Raw genomic sequence first — 17,924 nt, forward strand, 5'->3', positions numbered from 1 at the left:
ATACATGATTTTGCTTTTAGATAAACATCACACTCACATTTCTTCACTGAATACACAGGATTTCACCCTGCTCTATGTCAAATCGTCCATCTTTACTTCGTGATCGGCGTTTTCTGCCGATGTTTTTGACCCAATTTTTTGGGGCCTTAAATGATAATGTCTATAAGCAAGCCTTATTGTTGGTCATCACCTTTGGTTTGATTCAACAACAAAGCGCAGCGATTAGTACTTTAAATAATCTGGCGGCATTGTTGTTTATTTTGCCGTATTTTATTTTTTCCGCCACCGCAGGGCAAATTGCCGATAAATATGAACGTGCTCAATTGGTGCGCTATTTAAAGCTGATTGAAATTGGAATTATGCTGTTGGGTACGGCAGGCTTTTTGCTCGGCAATTTATGGTTGTTATTGTTGGCGCTGTTTTTGATGGGCACGCATTCAAGTTTTTTTGGCCCAATCAAGTATGCCATCTTGCCTGAAGTGTTAAAGTCAGATGAATTGATGTCGGGCAATGCCCTGTTTCAATCTGGGACTTCGATTGCGATTTTAGTGGGGATGATTTTAGGCGGTGCAGTAATTGCCAGCTCTGCGGGAAATTTACTTTGGATCAGCATCACTGTACTGAGTATCGCATGCTTAGGCTATTTTAGTAGCCGTTTTATTCTTAAGCAAAATATTGCTGCACCTGATTTAAAAGTCGATTGGAATTTTTTCCGCACCAGTATTCAAACTTTGCGTTATGCCAAAAGCTTACCGCTCATTTTTACCATCTTATTAGGAAATTCATGGTATTGGTTTTATGGCGCGACTTATCTCACCCAAATTCCACAACTGACCCACGAACATCTACATGGTTCAGAAAACGTCGTCAGTTTACTGTTGACCTTTTTCTCGGTCGGTATTGGGGTGGGTTCATTGCTGTGTCGTAAAATTGGTGGCAGTGACGTCAATATTAAAATGGTGCCCTTTGGCGCAGTGGGTTTAACCGTATTTGCCTTCTATTTAGCCGCCAGTTTATCTGCCGTGCCTGAAGTTAGCGGTACGCGTTTAGGCGTGATGGATGTATTTACTCATGGCGCCAGTTATTATCATGTCATGCTGAGTGTAACTTTACTGGGGGTGAGTGGCGGTTTTTATATTGTGCCACTGTATGCCATGATGCAAGCCTATTCACCGCGTTCTCATCGCGCCCGTGTGGTTGCCGCAAATAACATTTTAAATGCGGTATTTATGGTGTCTTCGGCGATTTTTTCGATTATTATTCTGAGCATACTTAAAATTGACATGCAGGTTCTGTTTTGTATCACAGCCATTTTAAGTGCGATTTTTAGTCTGTGCTTACTTAAACGTTTAAAGAGCTTATTGGCAACGACAGCCAGCACCTTGGAGGATTAATCTATGCGTCACTATAGCAGCGTTGACAAACTTATTCATTCGTTTGACCAAGCCCTGCGTAGCTTAGTTCCTGGGGCAACGACAGCACAACGTCCTAATCCTGCCGAACAAGATGCAGCACCTTTAGCTGTGACTGAAGCCCGCCATGTAGCAGGTTTAATGCGGGTCAATCATAGCGGTGAAGTCTGTGCGCAAGCCTTGTATCACGGCCAAGCATTAACCGCTAAATTGCCAAGCGTGCGTTTAGAAATGCAACATGCCGCGCAAGAAGAACAAGACCATTTGGCTTGGTGTGAGGATCGTTTAAAAGAACTCGACAGCCATACCAGTTTGCTTAATCCTGTGTGGTATAGTTTGTCATTTGGTATGGGTGCTTTAGCGGGTTTAGCTGGCGACCGTTATAGCTTAGGTTTTGTCGCAGAAACCGAGCGCCAAGTGAGTTTGCACCTAGAACAACATATTCGTGAGTTGCCAAGTCAGGATCAACGTTCATTTAAGATTTTACAGCAAATGAATATTGACGAATTGCAACATCGCGATACTGCATTAGAGGCAGGTGGCGTAGATTTACCATTGCCGGTACGTATCAGCATGACGGCTATTTCTAAACTCATGACCAAAACCAGTTATTATATTTAAGCCCCTCATTAAAATAAAAAAGCCCGTAAAATACGGGCTTTTTTAGCAGTTAACTCTGGGTTAAATCCAGCGCAACTTGCGGATAGATATGTGGCGGATGCCAAAATGCAGCATGTGACCATAATTCTTGCATCGGGATTTTCACATCTAAAGCCAAAGGCAGTTTTTTAAGATTAAATTGCATCTGATTTAAACTCTGCCCCCATGCAATTAAATCAATATCTAAACTAATTTTATGCGAAGGCCGTACCCGACCTGAAGCCAACTCCATAGCTTTGAGTTGCGCGTTTAACTCTGTTAAAGCCACAGCACTGCTTAATAGACAAGCGGCATTCCAGTAATCAGCACCAACCCCATCACGACACGGAATTAGAAAAATACTTGAACACTGAAGTGAACCAAGCTGCCGCAGCTGGTGATATACGCGACGAAAATGTTGTTCAGGCTGATGATTACTCGCCAGTGCGAGGGCGAATATCGTGTCGGTGGCGTTCAAGACGAATTCCTACTGAATTGGCTTGCGCGATAATGGCAGGCTTACGAATAGTAATTTTAATCGATTCAATGCTTGGATAGGTAGTAAAAAGCGCATCAACGACCAATTTTGCAGCATGTTCAATGAGTTTTGGTGCCGCTTGTACAATCACTTGTGTGGCAATGTCACAGATTTCAGCATAGTTTAAGGTATCCACCAAGTCATCTGATTGACCTGCTTGGGCTAAACAGGTGCTAATCTCTAAATCGAGCATTAGAGGTTGCTGAATTTGACGTTCCCAATTAAAGCACCCCACAACGGTTTCGACTTTTAAGCCTTCAATGACAATTGCATCCATGATCTCGCCTCTTTATTTGACCCCAATATAGCGCCTAGTTTAGCTTGAAATCCGAGCAAGACCTACTACTAAACTTAGGTTATTTTATTAAGAACCTAAAAAAGACCTCAAGTGAGGTCTTTGTGATCTTGTTATTGTTTGAGCAAGACATTCGGATCTATGGTCTGCACCATTTGCAAACGTTGATCGGCATAAATGTCGGTATAAGGTGCGAGTACGCGCATAAAGCGGTCAAAATACAGCATTTGTTTAAACAACAACGCAAAGTCACGCGGGAAACGAATGCCATGTCGCTCACCGACTGCCACCATATCTAACATGATGTCATTTAAATCGGCAGGATTACTATTGAGCACTTGCTGTGGATCAGCGAGCATTACTCCACCAAATAAACGCTCTAAATCTTGCGCTAAAACGTGGGTATCAATTTTATGTGCGGTCATGCCCATTTTCAGCATATTTTCCGCCATGAGTTGATAATCTGTTTTTTGTAAGGCATCCATAAACGCCATAGATGCAGTCCACACTTCAGGGTTTAACTGCCCCACAATGCCAAAGTCAATAAAGCCAATGCGCCCATCTTCGAGCAACATGAGATTACCCGCGTGTAAATCAGCATGGAAGCTCTTGCATAGCATTAGACTACCAAACCAGGTATTCATGGCGGTAATCAGCACTTGCGATGGATCATCACTGACGCTTTTAACCACTTCAAAATCCGTCAGTGGTACGCCGTATAAGCGTTGCATGGTCAGCACACGGCGCGTGGAATACTGATGATAGACTTTCGGGGCAATGGCTTTTTGGTTTTGGGTGATATTTAAATAGTTAACAAAATCATCTAGGTTTTGCGCTTCTTCGATAAAATCGACTTCGCGCACCATACGGACTTTAATTTCTTCAACAATGTCGGCAAGTGAAGCAAATTTCACTTTCGGTACGGCTTTTTCTAGCAGCTTAGTGGCCAAATGCAGTACGTTTAAATCAGTGTGTAAAATGGTATCTACACCCGGTTTTTGCACTTTAATCACCACATCTTCACCACTGACCAAACGTGCCGCATGCACTTGGGCAATTGATGCTGATGCCAGTGGGGTCTCATCAATAGAGGCAAAAATTTCTTCTAAACGGCGACCCGCAAATTCTTCCTCTAACACACCTAAAATGTAGTCAAACGGTAAGGTTGGGGTTTGATCTAAGCAGCCTTGAAATTCCTCTACATATTCGCGTGGAAACAGCGAAGGGGTACTGGCAATAAACTGACCCAATTTAATATAAGTTGAACCCAAATCTTCAAAGGTTTCTCGCATTAATTTGGCATTACTTGGTCGGTCTTTGGCGTATTTGATTCCAGCTTTGGCAGCAATCACTGCCGTTTCGCCCATACGTGCCACAGATCGCAAACCATCTAACACAATCTTTTTTTTCATAATGTCAGCGTCAAAGGTAATAGTATTGGAGTTTAACAAAATTAAATCATGATACGAATGATTGTGCCTGACAAAACACGATCTCTACTGTGAAATTTACATTTAAATACGAGAAGTTGCGCTTTGATCAGGATGAGATTCGCCTCACTGGCCGCTACGCGCACGATTTACCCTGTTTAAGTTCCCATTCTGAGCGATTTTTTGCTGGACGTCTTCACGAGGCTAAGGCTTTTATTTTATAGTGATCTATTCATGAAATGCCAAGGACCGCTTATGTTTGCTGCTGATTTTCCCGATACCGTGTATGCCATTCAGCATGTGGCTTTTGAAGATTTAGGCGCATGGGAAGATGTGCTATATAGCCTTGGGCTACGTGTGCGTTATGTAGAAGCGGGCGTGGAAGATTTAAGCCGTGCCCTACAACATACTGGTTTAACCGTGATTTTAGGTGGCCCGATTGGCGTCTATGACACGCAAGATTATCCATTTTTAGCGCAAGAGATTGAATTATTACAACAACGTTTAGCGGCAGGCCTACCTACTTTGGGTATTTGTTTAGGTGCACAGCTGATTGCACATGCCTTAGGTGCCAAAGTCTATGCAGGTTCACAAAAAGAAATAGGATGGTCACAACTTACATTGGCTGATCTGCCCCATCATCCATTACAAGCGCTTGACCATGTTGAGGTATTACATTGGCATGGCGATACTTTTGATTTACCTCAAGGGGCAAGGTTATTGGCGAGCTCTGCGGACTATCCCCATCAGGCTTTTTCAGTCGGTCAAAATATTTTAGCCTTACAATTTCATGCCGAAGTCGCCAGTGACGCCTTAGAAAAATGGCTGATTGGTCATACCTGCGAGCTGCGTCAAGCTCAGGTGGCAATTGCTGATTTACGTGCCGACAACCAACAATTTGCACCTAAACTTGAAAACGCCTCTCAACAGGTTCTATTACAATTTTTACAGCAATTAACTACAGCTTAAAGCGCGCCATTGCCTAAGACTAAACCTTCACGGCGCGGATCAACTCCACCCACATAGCGACCATTGGCATCACGGCGAATCGTGGCAATGCCGCTGGTTTGAGCCCCTTGACTGATACGATGTCCTTTGACCTGTAAAGCAGCCACCAATGCACTTAAATCCAGTTGTGTATTTGAGCCATCGACATTGGTGGTAGCGGAATTATTAGCGCCAAAATTGACCAAGTTCGCCGCTTGTTGTGGGTCAAGCTGCCAATCTAAATCGGCCACTAAACTTTTCACCACATATTGAATAATAGCAGACCCGCCTGGTGAACCTGTGGCGAGGTAAAAATTATTGTCTTTGAGCACCAACATGGGGGTCATGGTACTGCGTGGACGTTTATTGCCCTCTACTCGATTGGCCACCCAACGGCCTTGCGCATCTATAGGATTGGCAGCAAAGTCGGTCAATTGATTACTTAGTAAAAAACCATCGACCATATGATAAGAGCCCATACTACCCTCAACGGTGGAGGTGACAGATGCCACATTGCCATAAGCATCGACAATGGTAAATTGCGTGGTGCCATTTTCAGGTGTAGCCATCACCCCCTGTGCAAGACCAAAATCACCTGCTGATGCAGTCCCCATCGAGTGATCTAAATCAATATGTAAGCTACGCAGACGCAAATAATTGGCGTCCAATAAACTGGCTAAACCTTGTGCAGGTAAGGCAACAAAGTCGCTATCTGCCACATATAAATCACGGTCAGCATACGCCAAACGCTCTGCTTCGCTGATTAGATGAACTGCCTGTGGATGTGGAATTCCACCATCACCTGAAAGTGCGCTGGGTGAATATTGGCTTAAATTATAATGACTGAGTATGCCCAAAGTTTGCGCAACTGCAATCCCACCCGATGATGGTGGCGGCATGCCACAAACTTGATAATCACGATAATCACTACACACCGCTTGACGTTTTAGGGCTTTATAGTTTGCTAAATCATTGAGCGTCATCAAGCTTGGGGTAATAGGCGTCTGTGCGGCATCATCACCAACAGTTTGCTGGGCTTTGGCCACCAAACGTGCCGCAATTGGACCCTGATGTAGGGCATCGGCACCTTGACGTGCAATGGCAGCTAAGGTCTGAGCATACTCAGGATTGGTCATGCGCTCACCCACTCCGCGCGGTGTACCATCAGGATGAAAAAAGGTACGCATCGCATTAGCATCCAAAGCCAACTGATTAGCATTGCTTTGAATGGCTGCGGCTAAGCGCCCTGGAATTTTAAAGCCATCCTCAGCCAAATCAATTGCATCATCATACAAGCTATGCCATGGCAATTTACCATGCTCTTGATGTGCCAATTCAAACATACGCATGGTACCAGGTACACCAATCGAACGCCCACTGCGACGTGCATTGGGTACTGGTGCACTAGAGCTTTCGTCGGCTTGCTCTTGACGGCTTAGATAATAAGGTGTGGCCAAAGCGGGGGCTGTTTCACGCCCATCATAAGCACTGACTTGTTTAGTTTTGGCATCAAAATACAGCATAAAGGTACTGCCTGCGATCGTACTCGATTGGGGTTCTACCAGTCCCAATACCGCTTGCACTGCAATCGCAGCATCAATTGCCGAACCACCCGCACGTAAAACTTCACAGCCTGCCTTAGTGGCTAAAGGCGTATTGGCCACCACCATATACTGATCTGAGTGTTTTGCAGTTAAACCCGCACGATAACCAGAAGCAGGTTCAGGTGCCGCAGGATCACCCGCCACATCCGAACCGACCACGACTTGCCCACCATCTACTGTTTTACTTTGACAACTATAGGGATTTTGATCGACTTTTAAATGTGTGGTTTTTTTATTGTCATCGTTACAGGCGCTCATCAGCAACGCCAATGCACTGATACTCATGGCTAAATAGGTTTTTTGCGTCATAGTGACTCCATTATTGTTATGCTCAATTTTTTTATTTTTGTCTACAACACCTTGATCATAAAACACTATGCAAGAAAAAAGCACCCGAAGGTGCTGTTTTTTCGACACGCTGCTGTTTATTTTTTAGCAGGTACAGTCGCTTCTGTGGTGATATTCACGGTAATTTTATCACCTACATTGGGTACATAAGCCCCAACACCAAAATCTGAACGTTTAAATGATGTCGTGGCATTAAAACCAATCGCAGGCACTTTTAACATACCGTGCTCGCCTTGTTTGTTTAATACTGCATCCAAGACTACAGGCTTAGTCACATTCTTAATGGTTAAATCACCCGTAATTTTGTATTTATTTTTGCTGACTGCTTGAACTTTAGTACTTTTAAAAGTGATGTGAGGATATTTAGCCGCATCAAAAAAGTCCGCGCCTTGTAAATGCTCATCTAAGGCTTTGACGTTGGTATTAATGCTTGATAGCGGAATACGCACTTGCACCGATGAGTTGGCAGGCTTTGCGTTATCCATCACAATTTGACCTTGAATATTACTAAAGTTGCCAGAAGGTGTTGAAAAACCAAAGTGATCCCATTGGAATACGGTCGCGGTATGGGTTGGGTCAATGGTATAAGTCACGGGTTTAGCAATAGCAATGCTTGCTGCAGTGGTTAAAGCCAATCCAAGCGCGATTTTTTGAATGTTCATATTTTCTTCCTCAATAACATAGGCTCTAATGTATAGATTTTGGTTTTTTTACATCCTAGAAGATAGAACAGATTGTTGCAGCTTTGGAACGCTATATTGTTAATTAATGCAAACGACACAACATTCTATATAAAAAAAGGGCGGCTCACGCCTCCCTTCTCTTGTATCATCTACAGCTTTTCAACCAAAATTCGATCAATCTGCTTTAAACCCGTGTGCTTTTCACGGTTTTTACGGCGTACTTTAATTTGTTTTTCTTCCGCCATACTATCTAATAACAATTCAACTGCCACCATGGCTTCAAGTGGTAAGTCTTCACCAATCCACTTTTGTTCGCCTGCATCCATTAACGTAATTTCATCACTAATTTGCTCATATAAACTCATTGCCTTACTCACTTCTGTTCTGAATCACGAGATGATGTTGAAAACATGTCCAACACCTTTAAAAATAAAAAGACGCCCCAAAACTGGGACGCCTTTTAAAGCTATTTAATCAGTTGATTAAGCAGTAATTTCTTTTACCGCAGCCACAACTGCTTCTGTTGTAATTCCAAAGTGTTGGAATAAGTCTTTTGCAGGTGCAGATTCACCGTATGTGGTCATACCGATCACACGACCGTCTAAACCTACAAACTTCCACCAGTAGTCAACGTGAGCTGCTTCAACCGCAACACGCGCACGAATGTTAGATGGCAGTACAACTTCACGATACGCTGCATCTTGTTTTACGAATTCTTCAGCACATGGCATAGAAACAACACGTACACCTTCTAACTGTGCATAAGCTTCCATTGCAAGAGAAACTTCAGAACCTGTTGCAATGATGATTGCTTTGAGTTCGCCTTTTTCTTTAGCCAATACATAACCACCTTTAGCAACATCAGCAATTTGAGCATCAGTACGCGCTTGGAATGGTAAGTTTTGACGAGAGAAGATCAACGCAGTTGGACCTTCAGAACGTGTTAACGCAGATTTCCAAGAAATTGCCGCTTCAACCGTGTCACATGGACGCCAAGTGTTTAAGTTTGGTGTACCACGTAAAGACGCGATTTGTTCAATTGGTTGGTGTGTCGGACCGTCTTCACCTAAACCGATTGAATCATGCGTGTAAACATGAATCACACGTTGCTTCATGAGTGCAGACATACGTACTGCATTACGTGCATATTCCATGAACATCAAGAATGTTGCAACATAAGGAATGAAACCACCGTGAAGTGCTACACCGTTCGCGATTGCAGTCATACCAAATTCACGTACGCCATAGTGGACATAGTTACCTGCCGCATTGTCTTGAACGCCTTGTGCGCCTTTCCAAAGTGTAAGGTTAGAACCTGCAAGATCGGCAGAACCACCTAAGATTTCAGATAACATTGGTGCAAACGCTTGAATCGCAGCTTGGCTGGCTTTACGAGTCGCTACGGTTTCCGCTTTTGCATTGACTTCAGCAATATACGCATCTGCTTTCGCCACGAAGTCTGCAGGCAATTCACCAGATAAACGACGTTTTAGATCAGCGGCTTCAGTTGGGTATTTTGCAGCATATGCAGCAAATGTTTCATTCCAAGCTGCTTCTGCTTGTGAACCTTTTTCTTTGGCATCCCACGCTGCATAAACGTCAGCAGGAATTTCAAATGGACCTTCAGTCCAACCTAAGGCTTCACGTGTTAACGCGATTTCATCGTTACCGAGTGGTGCACCGTGGCAATCTTCTTTACCTTGTTTGTTTGGTGAACCTAAACCAATAATCGTTTTACAGATAATGATCGTTGGTTTTTTAGTTTCAGCTTTCGCTTGTAAAGTTGCTGCACGTAATGCGTCTGCATCGTGACCATCAACTTTAATCACTTGCCAGCCGTAAGCTTGGAAACGCTGCTCTGTATCGTCAGAGAACCAACCTTCAACTTCACCGTCAATTGAAATACCGTTGTCATCGTAGTAAGCAATTAACTTACCTAAACCTAAAGTACCTGCAAGTGAACATGCTTCGTGAGAAACACCTTCCATTAAACAGCCATCACCTAAGAAGCAGTAAGTGAAGTGATCAACAACGCTGATGTCTTCTTTGTTGAACTGTGCCGCTAACGTTTTTTCAGCCAAAGCAAAACCAACAGCATTGGCAATACCTTGACCAAGTGGACCAGTCGTTGTTTCAATACCTGGTGCATAGCCCAATTCTGGGTGACCTGGTGTTTTTGAGTGCAATTGACGGAATGATTTTAGATCTTCAATTGAAAGATCATAGCCCGTTAAATGAAGTAATGCGTATTGCAGCATAGAACCATGGCCGTTAGACAATACAAAACGGTCGCGGTTTGCCCAATTTGGGTTGCTTGGGTTGTGGCTTAAAAATTCACGCCAAACCACGTCAGCGATATCTGCCATCCCCATTGGCGCACCTGGATGGCCTGAGTTTGCTTTTTGCACAGCATCCATTGCTAATACACGAATTGCGTTGGCAATACGACGTTCATTCAGTGGGGTCGTCATAGGTCAGAGTCCAAATTATCTGTTAAAAAGAACATGAATCAAAATTCAAAACTGCCGTATATTGTCTTAAAAAAATGCCAAGGGGTAAAGCCTTAGCGTCTAGATTTCAAGATTTATTACAGTGATTGAAAGTAATTATGGTTGCAAATGCTACTTTTCCAAGTCCTGCCTTAGATTTTTTAGGCACAAGGTCGGGTTTCAACCCTAATAGACCCTATTCTAGTGACCATTTTTTACACTAAAAACACCCCTATAATGAATTTTATTCATGTTGAATCACAACACATGAAATTACAGATATTTTTCTCCGTCCTTTTCATCCAACCTACAGCCGAACATGAGGGTCAACTGCGAGTAGGACATACACAATTTAAACGATATACTTAATTTTGTTGAGTTTATTAAAAAAAACCACACAAAGCTTTGGTTTTTTTATTTTTTAGCCTTTAATTAAAACATTGGCTGATTTTGTTGCAATTGGGTAATTTGCATCAAAATCTGACTTTTTAGCTCCGCTTATCAGTTTTTCTAATCAATATATCCAATAAAAAGCGATGAAATTGAAATAAATTCAGGCATTTTCACATTCTAGAACTAGTCCAAAAGTCTAAGTCGATGTAACATATCGCGTCTTTTAATTTAACTGTGATAGGACTATGCGCGAGTACGCTGTATTTACCTCGGAATCTGTAAGCGAAGGCCATCCAGATAAAATGGCTGACCAAATCAGTGATGCCATTTTGGATGCAATTTTAAAACAAGATCCATACGCACGTGTTGCTTGTGAAACACTGGTAAAAACGGGTGCTGTTGTACTTGCCGGTGAAATCACAACCACTGCCAACGTCGATTTTGAAGCGATTGTACGTAATACCGTCAATGGTATTGGTTACCACCATTCAGATTTAGGTTTTGATGGTTCAACCTGTGCTGTGATTAACATGATTGGTAAGCAATCACCAGAAATCGCACAAGGTGTAGACCGTCAAAAACCTGAAGATCAAGGTGCGGGTGACCAAGGCTTGATGTTTGGTTACGCAAGCCGTGAAACAGATGTCCTCATGCCTGCGCCAATTTCTTATGCGCATCGATTAATGGAAAAACAAGCTGAATTACGCAAACAAGGTAAATTGGCTTGGTTACGTCCAGATGCGAAAAGTCAGGTGACCTTTGCTTATGAAAATGGCAAACCTGTACGTTTAGATGCTGTAGTTTTATCAACACAACATGACCCTAAAATTACTCAAGCACAGCTTAAAGAAGCCGTAATTGAAGAAATCGTCAAGAAAGTCATTCCTGCGGATATGTTCCATGCGGGTACTAAATTCCATATCAACCCAACAGGTATGTTTGTGATTGGCGGCCCTGTAGGTGACTGTGGTTTAACAGGTCGTAAAATTATTGTTGACACTTACGGCGGTATGGCGCGTCACGGTGGCGGTGCATTCTCTGGTAAAGATCCATCGAAAGTTGACCGTTCTGCGGCATATGCAGGTCGTTATGTTGCAAAAAACATTGTTGCAGCTGGCCTTGCTGATAAATGTGAAATTCAAGTGTCTTATGCCATTGGTGTTGCTGAACCAACATCTATTTCGATCAATACCTTTAATACTGCTAAAGTATCAGAAGACTTGATTATTGCTTTGGTCCGTGAACACTTTGACTTACGTCCATACGGTATTACTCGTATGCTTGATTTGATTCAACCGATGTACCAACAAACTGCATCTTATGGTCACTTTGGCCGTGAAGGTTCAGATACTGCATTTACTTGGGAAAAAACAGATAAAGCTGAAGCGTTACGCGCCTCTGCTGGTCTGTAATTTCTATAAAAAAAAGCCCGCAATTGCGGGCTTTTTTTTATGATTCTGGCGTTTTATTGTGATCAAAAGTCAGCACTTCAAATAAACTTTGCTGTTCAGGTACAATAGGTTGGTCATGCTGTAAATAGGCATGTACCAATTTTAAGGCAATGACTAAGGCTAAACAGGTTAAAATACAAAATATCCAAAATCCAAACGGGCTCTTGATTTGATGTGAACCGCAGTTTGGGCAAGTGTGTGCATCTGCATTTACCGTATGATCACAACATGCACAATGATATTGATAACGCAGCATAGGTATCCTCCTATTTGACTGACCTTGATGAGAATTGTGCCACGCTTTACAGCGTATTTTTGTGACACTTTGTAGCAATCTTTTGTTTTAAATTTGTAAGGATTTTCTTATGGTTCAATTGATTAAAAAAGGCGGCTTACGTGAGCGCGCCAATCGCAGTCAGCGCTATCAAGGTTCTGAAAATAGCATCACTACTTTAAATCCAAATCGCTATAAACAACAGCATCCAAGACAAAGTGAGTCAGAGCAGAAGGTTGAACATGCTCCACGCCCAGACGCACTAAAATAATTGCAGTGCATCCCACCATAACCAGAGCGCAAAGATTAAAAACAGTGCACCAGAGATAATATCGATATAACTGCCCGAGCGCTGATATAAGGCTTTAATTTTGGGTAGCGATAAAATCAGCATAAACAAGACAAAGGTTAAAAACGTTTGCAGCGGAATTAAAATCGCCAATTGCGTTTTTAAACTGGCGCTGGCCGATGACGATAAGGCCAAAGAAAATACACTACTAAAGTAAATTAAGGTTTTTGGATTAGATAAGTTAGTGAATAAACCCAATAAAAAGTAATTTTTTGGCGTGTGAGTAGCCGTATCCTCAGTGAACTGCGCAGCTGTATTTAGACTTTTTAAACCACCTTGTAACATGGCATAGCCCATTTTAGCTAAAAAAAATCCCCCCAATAACATTAACACTTGCTGAATCCATGGCCATTGCTGCATAAGTACAGTAAAACCCGCCAGTGTGAGTAAGACCCACACCACGATCCCTAAAGAAATACCCGCAATAATATTTAGAGTATTACGACGTGTGGTTGAGGCAGCGCTTTTAGCGATTAATAACACATCAGGGCCAGGACTTAACTGAGCCACAAAATGTAGCAAACTAATGGTCAGCAATAAGGACATAACTCAAAAAATTCGTATAAAAGTTGGCAAGATTATACGCGCAGTCGGCATAAAAAAACCGAGCACTTTGGCTCGGTCTTTAGAATTTAAACTTAAGGTCTATTTTTTATTAACATCTTTTAAATCTAAACGCTTCGCTTCAGGTGTCACTTCACGCGCTTCACCGTCAATAATAGTCGAGTCATGTGAGTTGGCCTGACCTTGCATGTCTTGCATTTGACGCATGAGATCTGCAAACGGGTTTTGACCTTGTGCCCCGCCCATATTTGCACCCATCCCCCCCATCATTTGTTCCATCATGCTTTGCTGACGTTTTAACATGAGTTTCATTGCAGCTGCTTTAAAGGCATTTTGTACTGCAGGAATTAAGATTAATAGCGCTAACACATCGCTGATTAAACCTGGGATTAACAGGAAAAAGCCTGCCACAATTTTGGGTAAGTTTGCACCTAAGGCTGGATCTGCCGCGCCCATGGCCATGCCCATTTGCATTTGTTGCATTTGTGGCATTACCCCTGCTGCGTATTTACGCACCAAGTTAATCCCAATAAAGAATGCGGCAACAAACCAGAAGAAAACGTACCACATACTACCCACGAGGTCACCCACGCCGATCCATACGAAGACTTCGAGAATAAGGCCAGCTAAAACAATAAGCGCTAATTTCATGAAAATTAATCTAATCTCAATACAATATGTTGGGCGCAAAGCAAATAAATTGCCCTGCTTTTAATATCTATGGGGGATATTTTAACGTTTACAAGCACGCTTGACGATTTATTTTTGCAAACTTGACTGCGTATTTTTTGGCTGCTTAACTGGGCATTTGTATTTTAACAGCCAATTTTGCCTATAATGCCTGCATAGCAGTAACAGACCAAAGGTAATGAGCTTAATTATTGGGATTGACCCCGGTTCACGTTTAACCGGTTATGGCATTATTAAAAAAGAAGGACAACAATTAAGCTTTGTGGATGCAGGCACGATTCGTACCGAAACTGCTGAAATGCCTGAGCGCTTAAAACGCATTTTTGCAGGGGTGGATCGTATTGTACGTTTTCATGGCCCAACCGAAGCCGCAGTTGAACAAGTGTTTATGGCGCAAAACCCTGACTCTGCCTTAAAACTGGGCCAAGCGCGTGGTGCTGCTATTGCCGCCCTCACCAACTTAGATTTATCTGTGGCGGAATATACCGCACGCCAAATCAAACAGTCAGTGGTGGGTTATGGCGCAGCCGATAAAGAACAAGTGCAAATGATGGTCATGCGCATCTTAAAGCTTGAAATTAAACCACAACAAGACGCAGCAGATGCCTTAGCTGCTGCCATTTGTCATGCACATGCCTCAGGCAGTATGAGCAAAATGGCAGTGCTCAATGCCTTAGGCGGCATGGCACGCGGGCGTAGTCGTTCAAGCAGCCGTCGTCGTTAACGCACAATGCTAAAACCTTGATCATCCGTTTGATCATAGCTTCGGTAATGCAAATAAGTGACTTCTGCACGACTTGGGCCAACTAAGCTTTGATCAAGCATCTCTTGCACAGCGCAGCGCTCGCCATAGATCACCGCTTCCACCTCGCCATTGGCTAAATTTTTAACATAGCCAGTTAAGCCTTTGGCTTGGGCTTGCTTAGCAAACCAACGACGATACCCCACGCCTTGTACTTTGCCCATAACCGTTAAATAAAATCCTTGTTGCATGTTTTATTCTCCATTGACGATATGATAAATCGCTTGGTTCATATGTTGGGCTTGTAAACCGCGCTGACCCGACGCTGCTAAATAGTCTCCGGCCTTGGCATGTAACATGATAATTTGATGCAGTTGAATCTGCGCGCCAAACTGCGCCTTTAAACTGGCAATCATCCCCGCCAATACATCACCCATACCACCTGTACCCATGCCGGCATTCCCCGCCTGACAGATCCATAATTGTTCTTGTTGTAAAATTAAACTACCAGCACCTTTGAGCACCCATTCAGCGCCATAGGTATTCTGTAGTGCATAAATTGCAGCAATACGATCGGCTTCAACTTCTATAACGCTTGAATGGAGTAAGGTCGCCGCTTCCCCCGGATGTGGGGTCAAATAGCTATTTTGACTTAAAGTGTGCGGCTGCTGTGCTAAAAACCATAACCCATCAGCATCTAAAATTAAAGTTACATCATCTTGATTAATGAAATCAAACCAGTGCTGAAATTTTTCTGCTGCCCATACATCACGCCCTAGACCCATACCGAAACAGACCGCATCCACTTGGCCAACAAGAAGTTGAATATCGGCTGTGTTCAGGGCATTGATATCACGCAGCATGATATTCGGGCTACGTGCCAAAATCGCACTATGATGTTTTGCATCACAGACTACTGTCACTTTGCCCGCACCTGCGTAAAAAGCAGCTTCTGCAGCCATAATCACCGCACCGCCCATATCCGCATGTCCACCGACCAGCAACACATGCCCATAACTGCCTTTATGCCCAAAGGCTTGCCTTTGAGGCAAAGTAATCTGTAATGGCGACAGCTGTGCTAAAGCTTTTAATTTCGAGTCGGGGGGTAATAAGGCGACCGTATGCACGACACCTGCAAATGCTTTCCCTTTACCAGTAAATAAACCTGCCTTTAAACCCAATACGGTAAAGGTGTAATCGGCCACAATTGCACACTGTAAAGGTTGCCCTGTATTGGCGTTTAAACCACTTGGAAGATCAATGGCAATTTTTAAGCCATCTTGTGCGTTGATATGTTGAATAATCCCCTGCCACTCTAAATTTAAGTCACGATTGAGCCCAATTCCAAATAACGCATCAACATAAACATCATAAGATTTTATAAAGTCAAAACCTTGCAGGATTTTAATATTGGCTTGTTTTGCTTCTGTATAAGCACGGTGTAAGTCAGCTGAATCACCTAAAGGACTGGCATAAATTTGCACATTAAAACCTAAGTTTTGCAGATACTTTGCAATTAAATAACCATCCCCCGCATTATTACCCTGACCACAACATACCGCGACATTTTTTAGGCTGTTATCAGTGAATAAGGTTTGTAATTGTTGTGCAATCGACCATGCCACTTGTTGCATTAAGCCGTAAGATGAATTTCCTTGCGCAAACCAACGTTGCTCCCATGCTTGAATATCGTGGCTATGATAAACTTGCTGCATTGTTTTTCCTTATTTTATCCTTATGGCTGCTGCATCCTCTCCCCTTATTCCAACTCAGACCGATGATCCCGTGGCACTTAAAGCATGGATTAAAGCAGAGGCACTTGCGCTTGGTTTTGCTGATTGTGTCATTGCCAAGCCGGATGCTCAAGCCGAATTAGCACGCTTAGAAGAATATTTAAAACGCGGTTATCAAGCCGATATGCACTTTTTAGGCGAAAATTTAGAAAAACGTGCCAACCCTGCCTTACTGGTACCTGGGACTAAAAGCATTATCTGTGTGCGTATGGATTATTTGGTCGAAACACCCAAGCCCCGTCATGTACCCGATGCGCCTAATCAAGGCATTATTGCCCGTTATGCCCGTGGCCGTGATTATCACAAAACCATGCGCGGCCGATTAAAAACCCTGTCACAGCGCATTCGTGAGCGCGTGGGTGAATTTGAATCGCGCCCTTTTGCCGATTCTGCACCGATTTTTGAAAAATCTTTGGCTGAAAATGCCGGCATGGGCTGGACAGGTAAACACACCTTACTCATTCATAAAAAATCAGGTTCTTTTTTCGTTTTAGGCGAGCTTTTTACCTCATTAGATTTACCATTTGACCAACCGACCAGTAAACATTGTGGTTCATGCAGTGCCTGTCTTGATATTTGCCCAACTCAAGCAATTGTTGAACCCTATATGCTTGATGCCAGCAAATGTATTGCCTATCTGACTATCGAATATAAAGGCATTATTCCTGAAAACCTACGCCGCCCGATTGGCAATCGAATTTTTGGCTGCGATGACTGTCAACTGATTTGCCCGTGGAATAGCTTTGCCAAACTCACCCCAATTGAAGATTTCCAACCTAGACATGGCTTAGATCGTTTAACTTTATTAGACTTTTGGCAATGGGATGAAGCGACCTTTTTAAGCCATACCGAAGGCAGCCCACTACGTCGCACCGGTTATCAAAGCTTTATGCGCAATGTCGCGATTGGCTTAGGCAATGCGCCATTTAATTTAGACATCATCAAGCAATTACAAGCCAAACGTGAGCAGCATGATGAGATTGTGCAAGTGCATATTGATTGGGCCTTAGAGCAGCAACAACTGAAACAAGTGTAAATTTAGTCGCGAACGTGCTCTATACTGATGTATTTTGCCAAGCAGCAACATCAGCTCACGTTCGCAACAAAATTTTCAATATAATGACTTTTTCAAGTTTTTTAAGGATTTCTAAAAATTAACTTTGTAATTAAAACTTCGTAAAATAGGTTAATTCTGCAATTAAAATAAATATTTTAAGTATTAAAAATTAACTGCTTTTTCACT

The 17,924-nt window shown here is 42.8% G+C and carries 19 protein-coding genes; 7 read left to right on the top strand and 12 right to left on the bottom strand.

Features of this window, described 5'->3' with window-relative positions:
- Positions 1-74: 74 nt before the first annotated feature.
- Complete coding sequence (locus tag CYK47_RS02400) at positions 75-1,394, top strand: MFS transporter (RefSeq protein WP_122898577.1); 1,320 nt, start codon at positions 75-77, stop codon at positions 1,392-1,394.
- A gap of 3 nt (positions 1,395-1,397) precedes the next feature.
- Positions 1,398-2,033 carry a 2-polyprenyl-3-methyl-6-methoxy-1,4-benzoquinone monooxygenase gene (gene coq7 / locus CYK47_RS02405; protein WP_122898579.1) on the top strand — a complete coding sequence of 212 codons (636 nt, stop codon included), beginning with the start codon at positions 1,398-1,400 and terminating at the stop codon, positions 2,031-2,033.
- Positions 2,034-2,082: 49 nt separating this feature from the next.
- Here coq7 and CYK47_RS02410 read toward each other — a convergent pair whose 3' ends face one another.
- The 3 genes from CYK47_RS02410 to CYK47_RS02420 all read right to left on the bottom strand — a co-directional run bounded on the left by CYK47_RS02410 (position 2,083) and on the right by CYK47_RS02420 (position 4,296).
- Positions 2,083-2,529: a 2-amino-4-hydroxy-6-hydroxymethyldihydropteridine diphosphokinase gene (locus CYK47_RS02410; protein WP_122898581.1), complete on the bottom strand. Its 447-nt coding sequence runs from the start codon at positions 2,527-2,529 to the stop codon at positions 2,083-2,085.
- Positions 2,486-2,866: a dihydroneopterin aldolase gene (gene folB / locus CYK47_RS02415; RefSeq protein WP_122898583.1), complete on the bottom strand. Its 381-nt coding sequence runs from the start codon at positions 2,864-2,866 to the stop codon at positions 2,486-2,488. The genes CYK47_RS02410 and folB overlap by 44 nt, the downstream gene beginning before the upstream one ends.
- 131 nt (positions 2,867-2,997) lie before the next feature.
- Positions 2,998-4,296, bottom strand: a complete 1,299-nt coding sequence (locus CYK47_RS02420; RefSeq protein WP_122898585.1) for an ABC1 kinase family protein — start codon at positions 4,294-4,296, stop codon at positions 2,998-3,000.
- 273 nt (positions 4,297-4,569) lie between these two features.
- Between CYK47_RS02420 and CYK47_RS02425 the strand changes: the two genes are divergently transcribed.
- Positions 4,570-5,283, top strand: coding sequence for a glutamine amidotransferase (locus CYK47_RS02425; RefSeq protein ID WP_122898587.1), 714 nt, complete (start codon positions 4,570-4,572; stop codon positions 5,281-5,283).
- Here CYK47_RS02425 and CYK47_RS02430 read toward each other — a convergent pair.
- The 4 genes from CYK47_RS02430 to tkt form a co-directional block, all read right to left on the bottom strand.
- Positions 5,280-7,190, bottom strand: coding sequence for a gamma-glutamyltransferase family protein (locus CYK47_RS02430; protein WP_171407285.1), 1,911 nt, complete (start codon positions 7,188-7,190; stop codon positions 5,280-5,282). The two genes, CYK47_RS02425 and CYK47_RS02430, sit on opposite strands and share 4 nt — an antisense overlap.
- A gap of 140 nt (positions 7,191-7,330) precedes the next feature.
- Complete coding sequence (locus CYK47_RS02435; protein WP_122898589.1) at positions 7,331-7,915, bottom strand: YceI family protein; 585 nt, start codon at positions 7,913-7,915, stop codon at positions 7,331-7,333.
- Between the two features lie 170 nt (positions 7,916-8,085).
- Positions 8,086-8,301: a hypothetical protein gene (locus tag CYK47_RS02440; protein WP_122898591.1), complete on the bottom strand. Its 216-nt coding sequence runs from the start codon at positions 8,299-8,301 to the stop codon at positions 8,086-8,088.
- Between the two features lie 117 nt (positions 8,302-8,418).
- Positions 8,419-10,407, bottom strand: coding sequence for a transketolase (gene tkt / locus CYK47_RS02445; RefSeq protein WP_122898593.1), 1,989 nt, complete (start codon positions 10,405-10,407; stop codon positions 8,419-8,421).
- Between the two features lie 656 nt (positions 10,408-11,063).
- Here tkt and metK point away from each other — a divergent pair.
- Positions 11,064-12,230 (top strand): methionine adenosyltransferase, encoded by a 1,167-nt coding sequence (gene metK, locus CYK47_RS02450; RefSeq protein WP_122898595.1) that lies wholly within the window; start codon positions 11,064-11,066, stop codon positions 12,228-12,230.
- Between the two features lie 37 nt (positions 12,231-12,267).
- Here metK and CYK47_RS02455 read toward each other — a convergent pair whose 3' ends face one another.
- The gene (locus tag CYK47_RS02455; RefSeq protein ID WP_171407284.1) at positions 12,268-12,525 is read right to left on the bottom strand and encodes an FmdB family zinc ribbon protein; all 258 of its coding nucleotides are present in this window, start codon (positions 12,523-12,525) and stop codon (positions 12,268-12,270) included.
- Positions 12,526-12,634: 109 nt separating this feature from the next.
- On the opposite strand from CYK47_RS02455, the gene CYK47_RS02460 reads away from it, so the two are divergent.
- Entirely contained in the window at positions 12,635-12,814 is a 180-nt protein-coding gene (locus tag CYK47_RS02460; RefSeq protein WP_122898597.1) for a hypothetical protein, read from the top strand.
- Here the strand turns inward: CYK47_RS02460 and CYK47_RS02465 are convergent.
- Complete coding sequence (locus CYK47_RS02465; protein ID WP_122898599.1) at positions 12,806-13,438, bottom strand: LysE family transporter; 633 nt, start codon at positions 13,436-13,438, stop codon at positions 12,806-12,808. The genes CYK47_RS02460 and CYK47_RS02465 overlap by 9 nt on opposite strands.
- A gap of 99 nt (positions 13,439-13,537) precedes the next feature.
- Positions 13,538-14,107, bottom strand: a complete 570-nt coding sequence (locus tag CYK47_RS02470) for an FxsA family protein (protein ID WP_122898601.1) — start codon at positions 14,105-14,107, stop codon at positions 13,538-13,540.
- A gap of 217 nt (positions 14,108-14,324) precedes the next feature.
- Between CYK47_RS02470 and ruvC the strand changes: the two genes are divergently transcribed.
- Positions 14,325-14,870: a crossover junction endodeoxyribonuclease RuvC gene (gene ruvC, locus CYK47_RS02475; protein WP_122898603.1), complete on the top strand. Its 546-nt coding sequence runs from the start codon at positions 14,325-14,327 to the stop codon at positions 14,868-14,870.
- Here ruvC and CYK47_RS02480 read toward each other — a convergent pair.
- Together CYK47_RS02480 and CYK47_RS02485 are read right to left on the bottom strand one after the other, a co-directional pair.
- Positions 14,867-15,139 (bottom strand): acylphosphatase, encoded by a 273-nt coding sequence (locus CYK47_RS02480; RefSeq protein ID WP_122898605.1) that lies wholly within the window; start codon positions 15,137-15,139, stop codon positions 14,867-14,869. The two genes, ruvC and CYK47_RS02480, sit on opposite strands and share 4 nt — an antisense overlap.
- A gap of 3 nt (positions 15,140-15,142) precedes the next feature.
- The gene (locus tag CYK47_RS02485; RefSeq protein ID WP_122898607.1) at positions 15,143-16,603 is read right to left on the bottom strand and encodes an NAD(P)H-hydrate dehydratase; all 1,461 of its coding nucleotides are present in this window, start codon (positions 16,601-16,603) and stop codon (positions 15,143-15,145) included.
- A 22-nt stretch (positions 16,604-16,625) separates the two neighbouring features.
- Between CYK47_RS02485 and queG the strand changes: the two genes are divergently transcribed.
- Complete coding sequence (gene queG / locus CYK47_RS02490) at positions 16,626-17,717, top strand: tRNA epoxyqueuosine(34) reductase QueG (RefSeq protein WP_122898609.1); 1,092 nt, start codon at positions 16,626-16,628, stop codon at positions 17,715-17,717.
- Positions 17,718-17,924: the final 207 nt, after the last annotated feature.

This window comes from Acinetobacter sp. B51(2017), from assembly GCF_003711395.1.
Taxonomy (GTDB): domain Bacteria; phylum Pseudomonadota; class Gammaproteobacteria; order Pseudomonadales; family Moraxellaceae; genus Acinetobacter.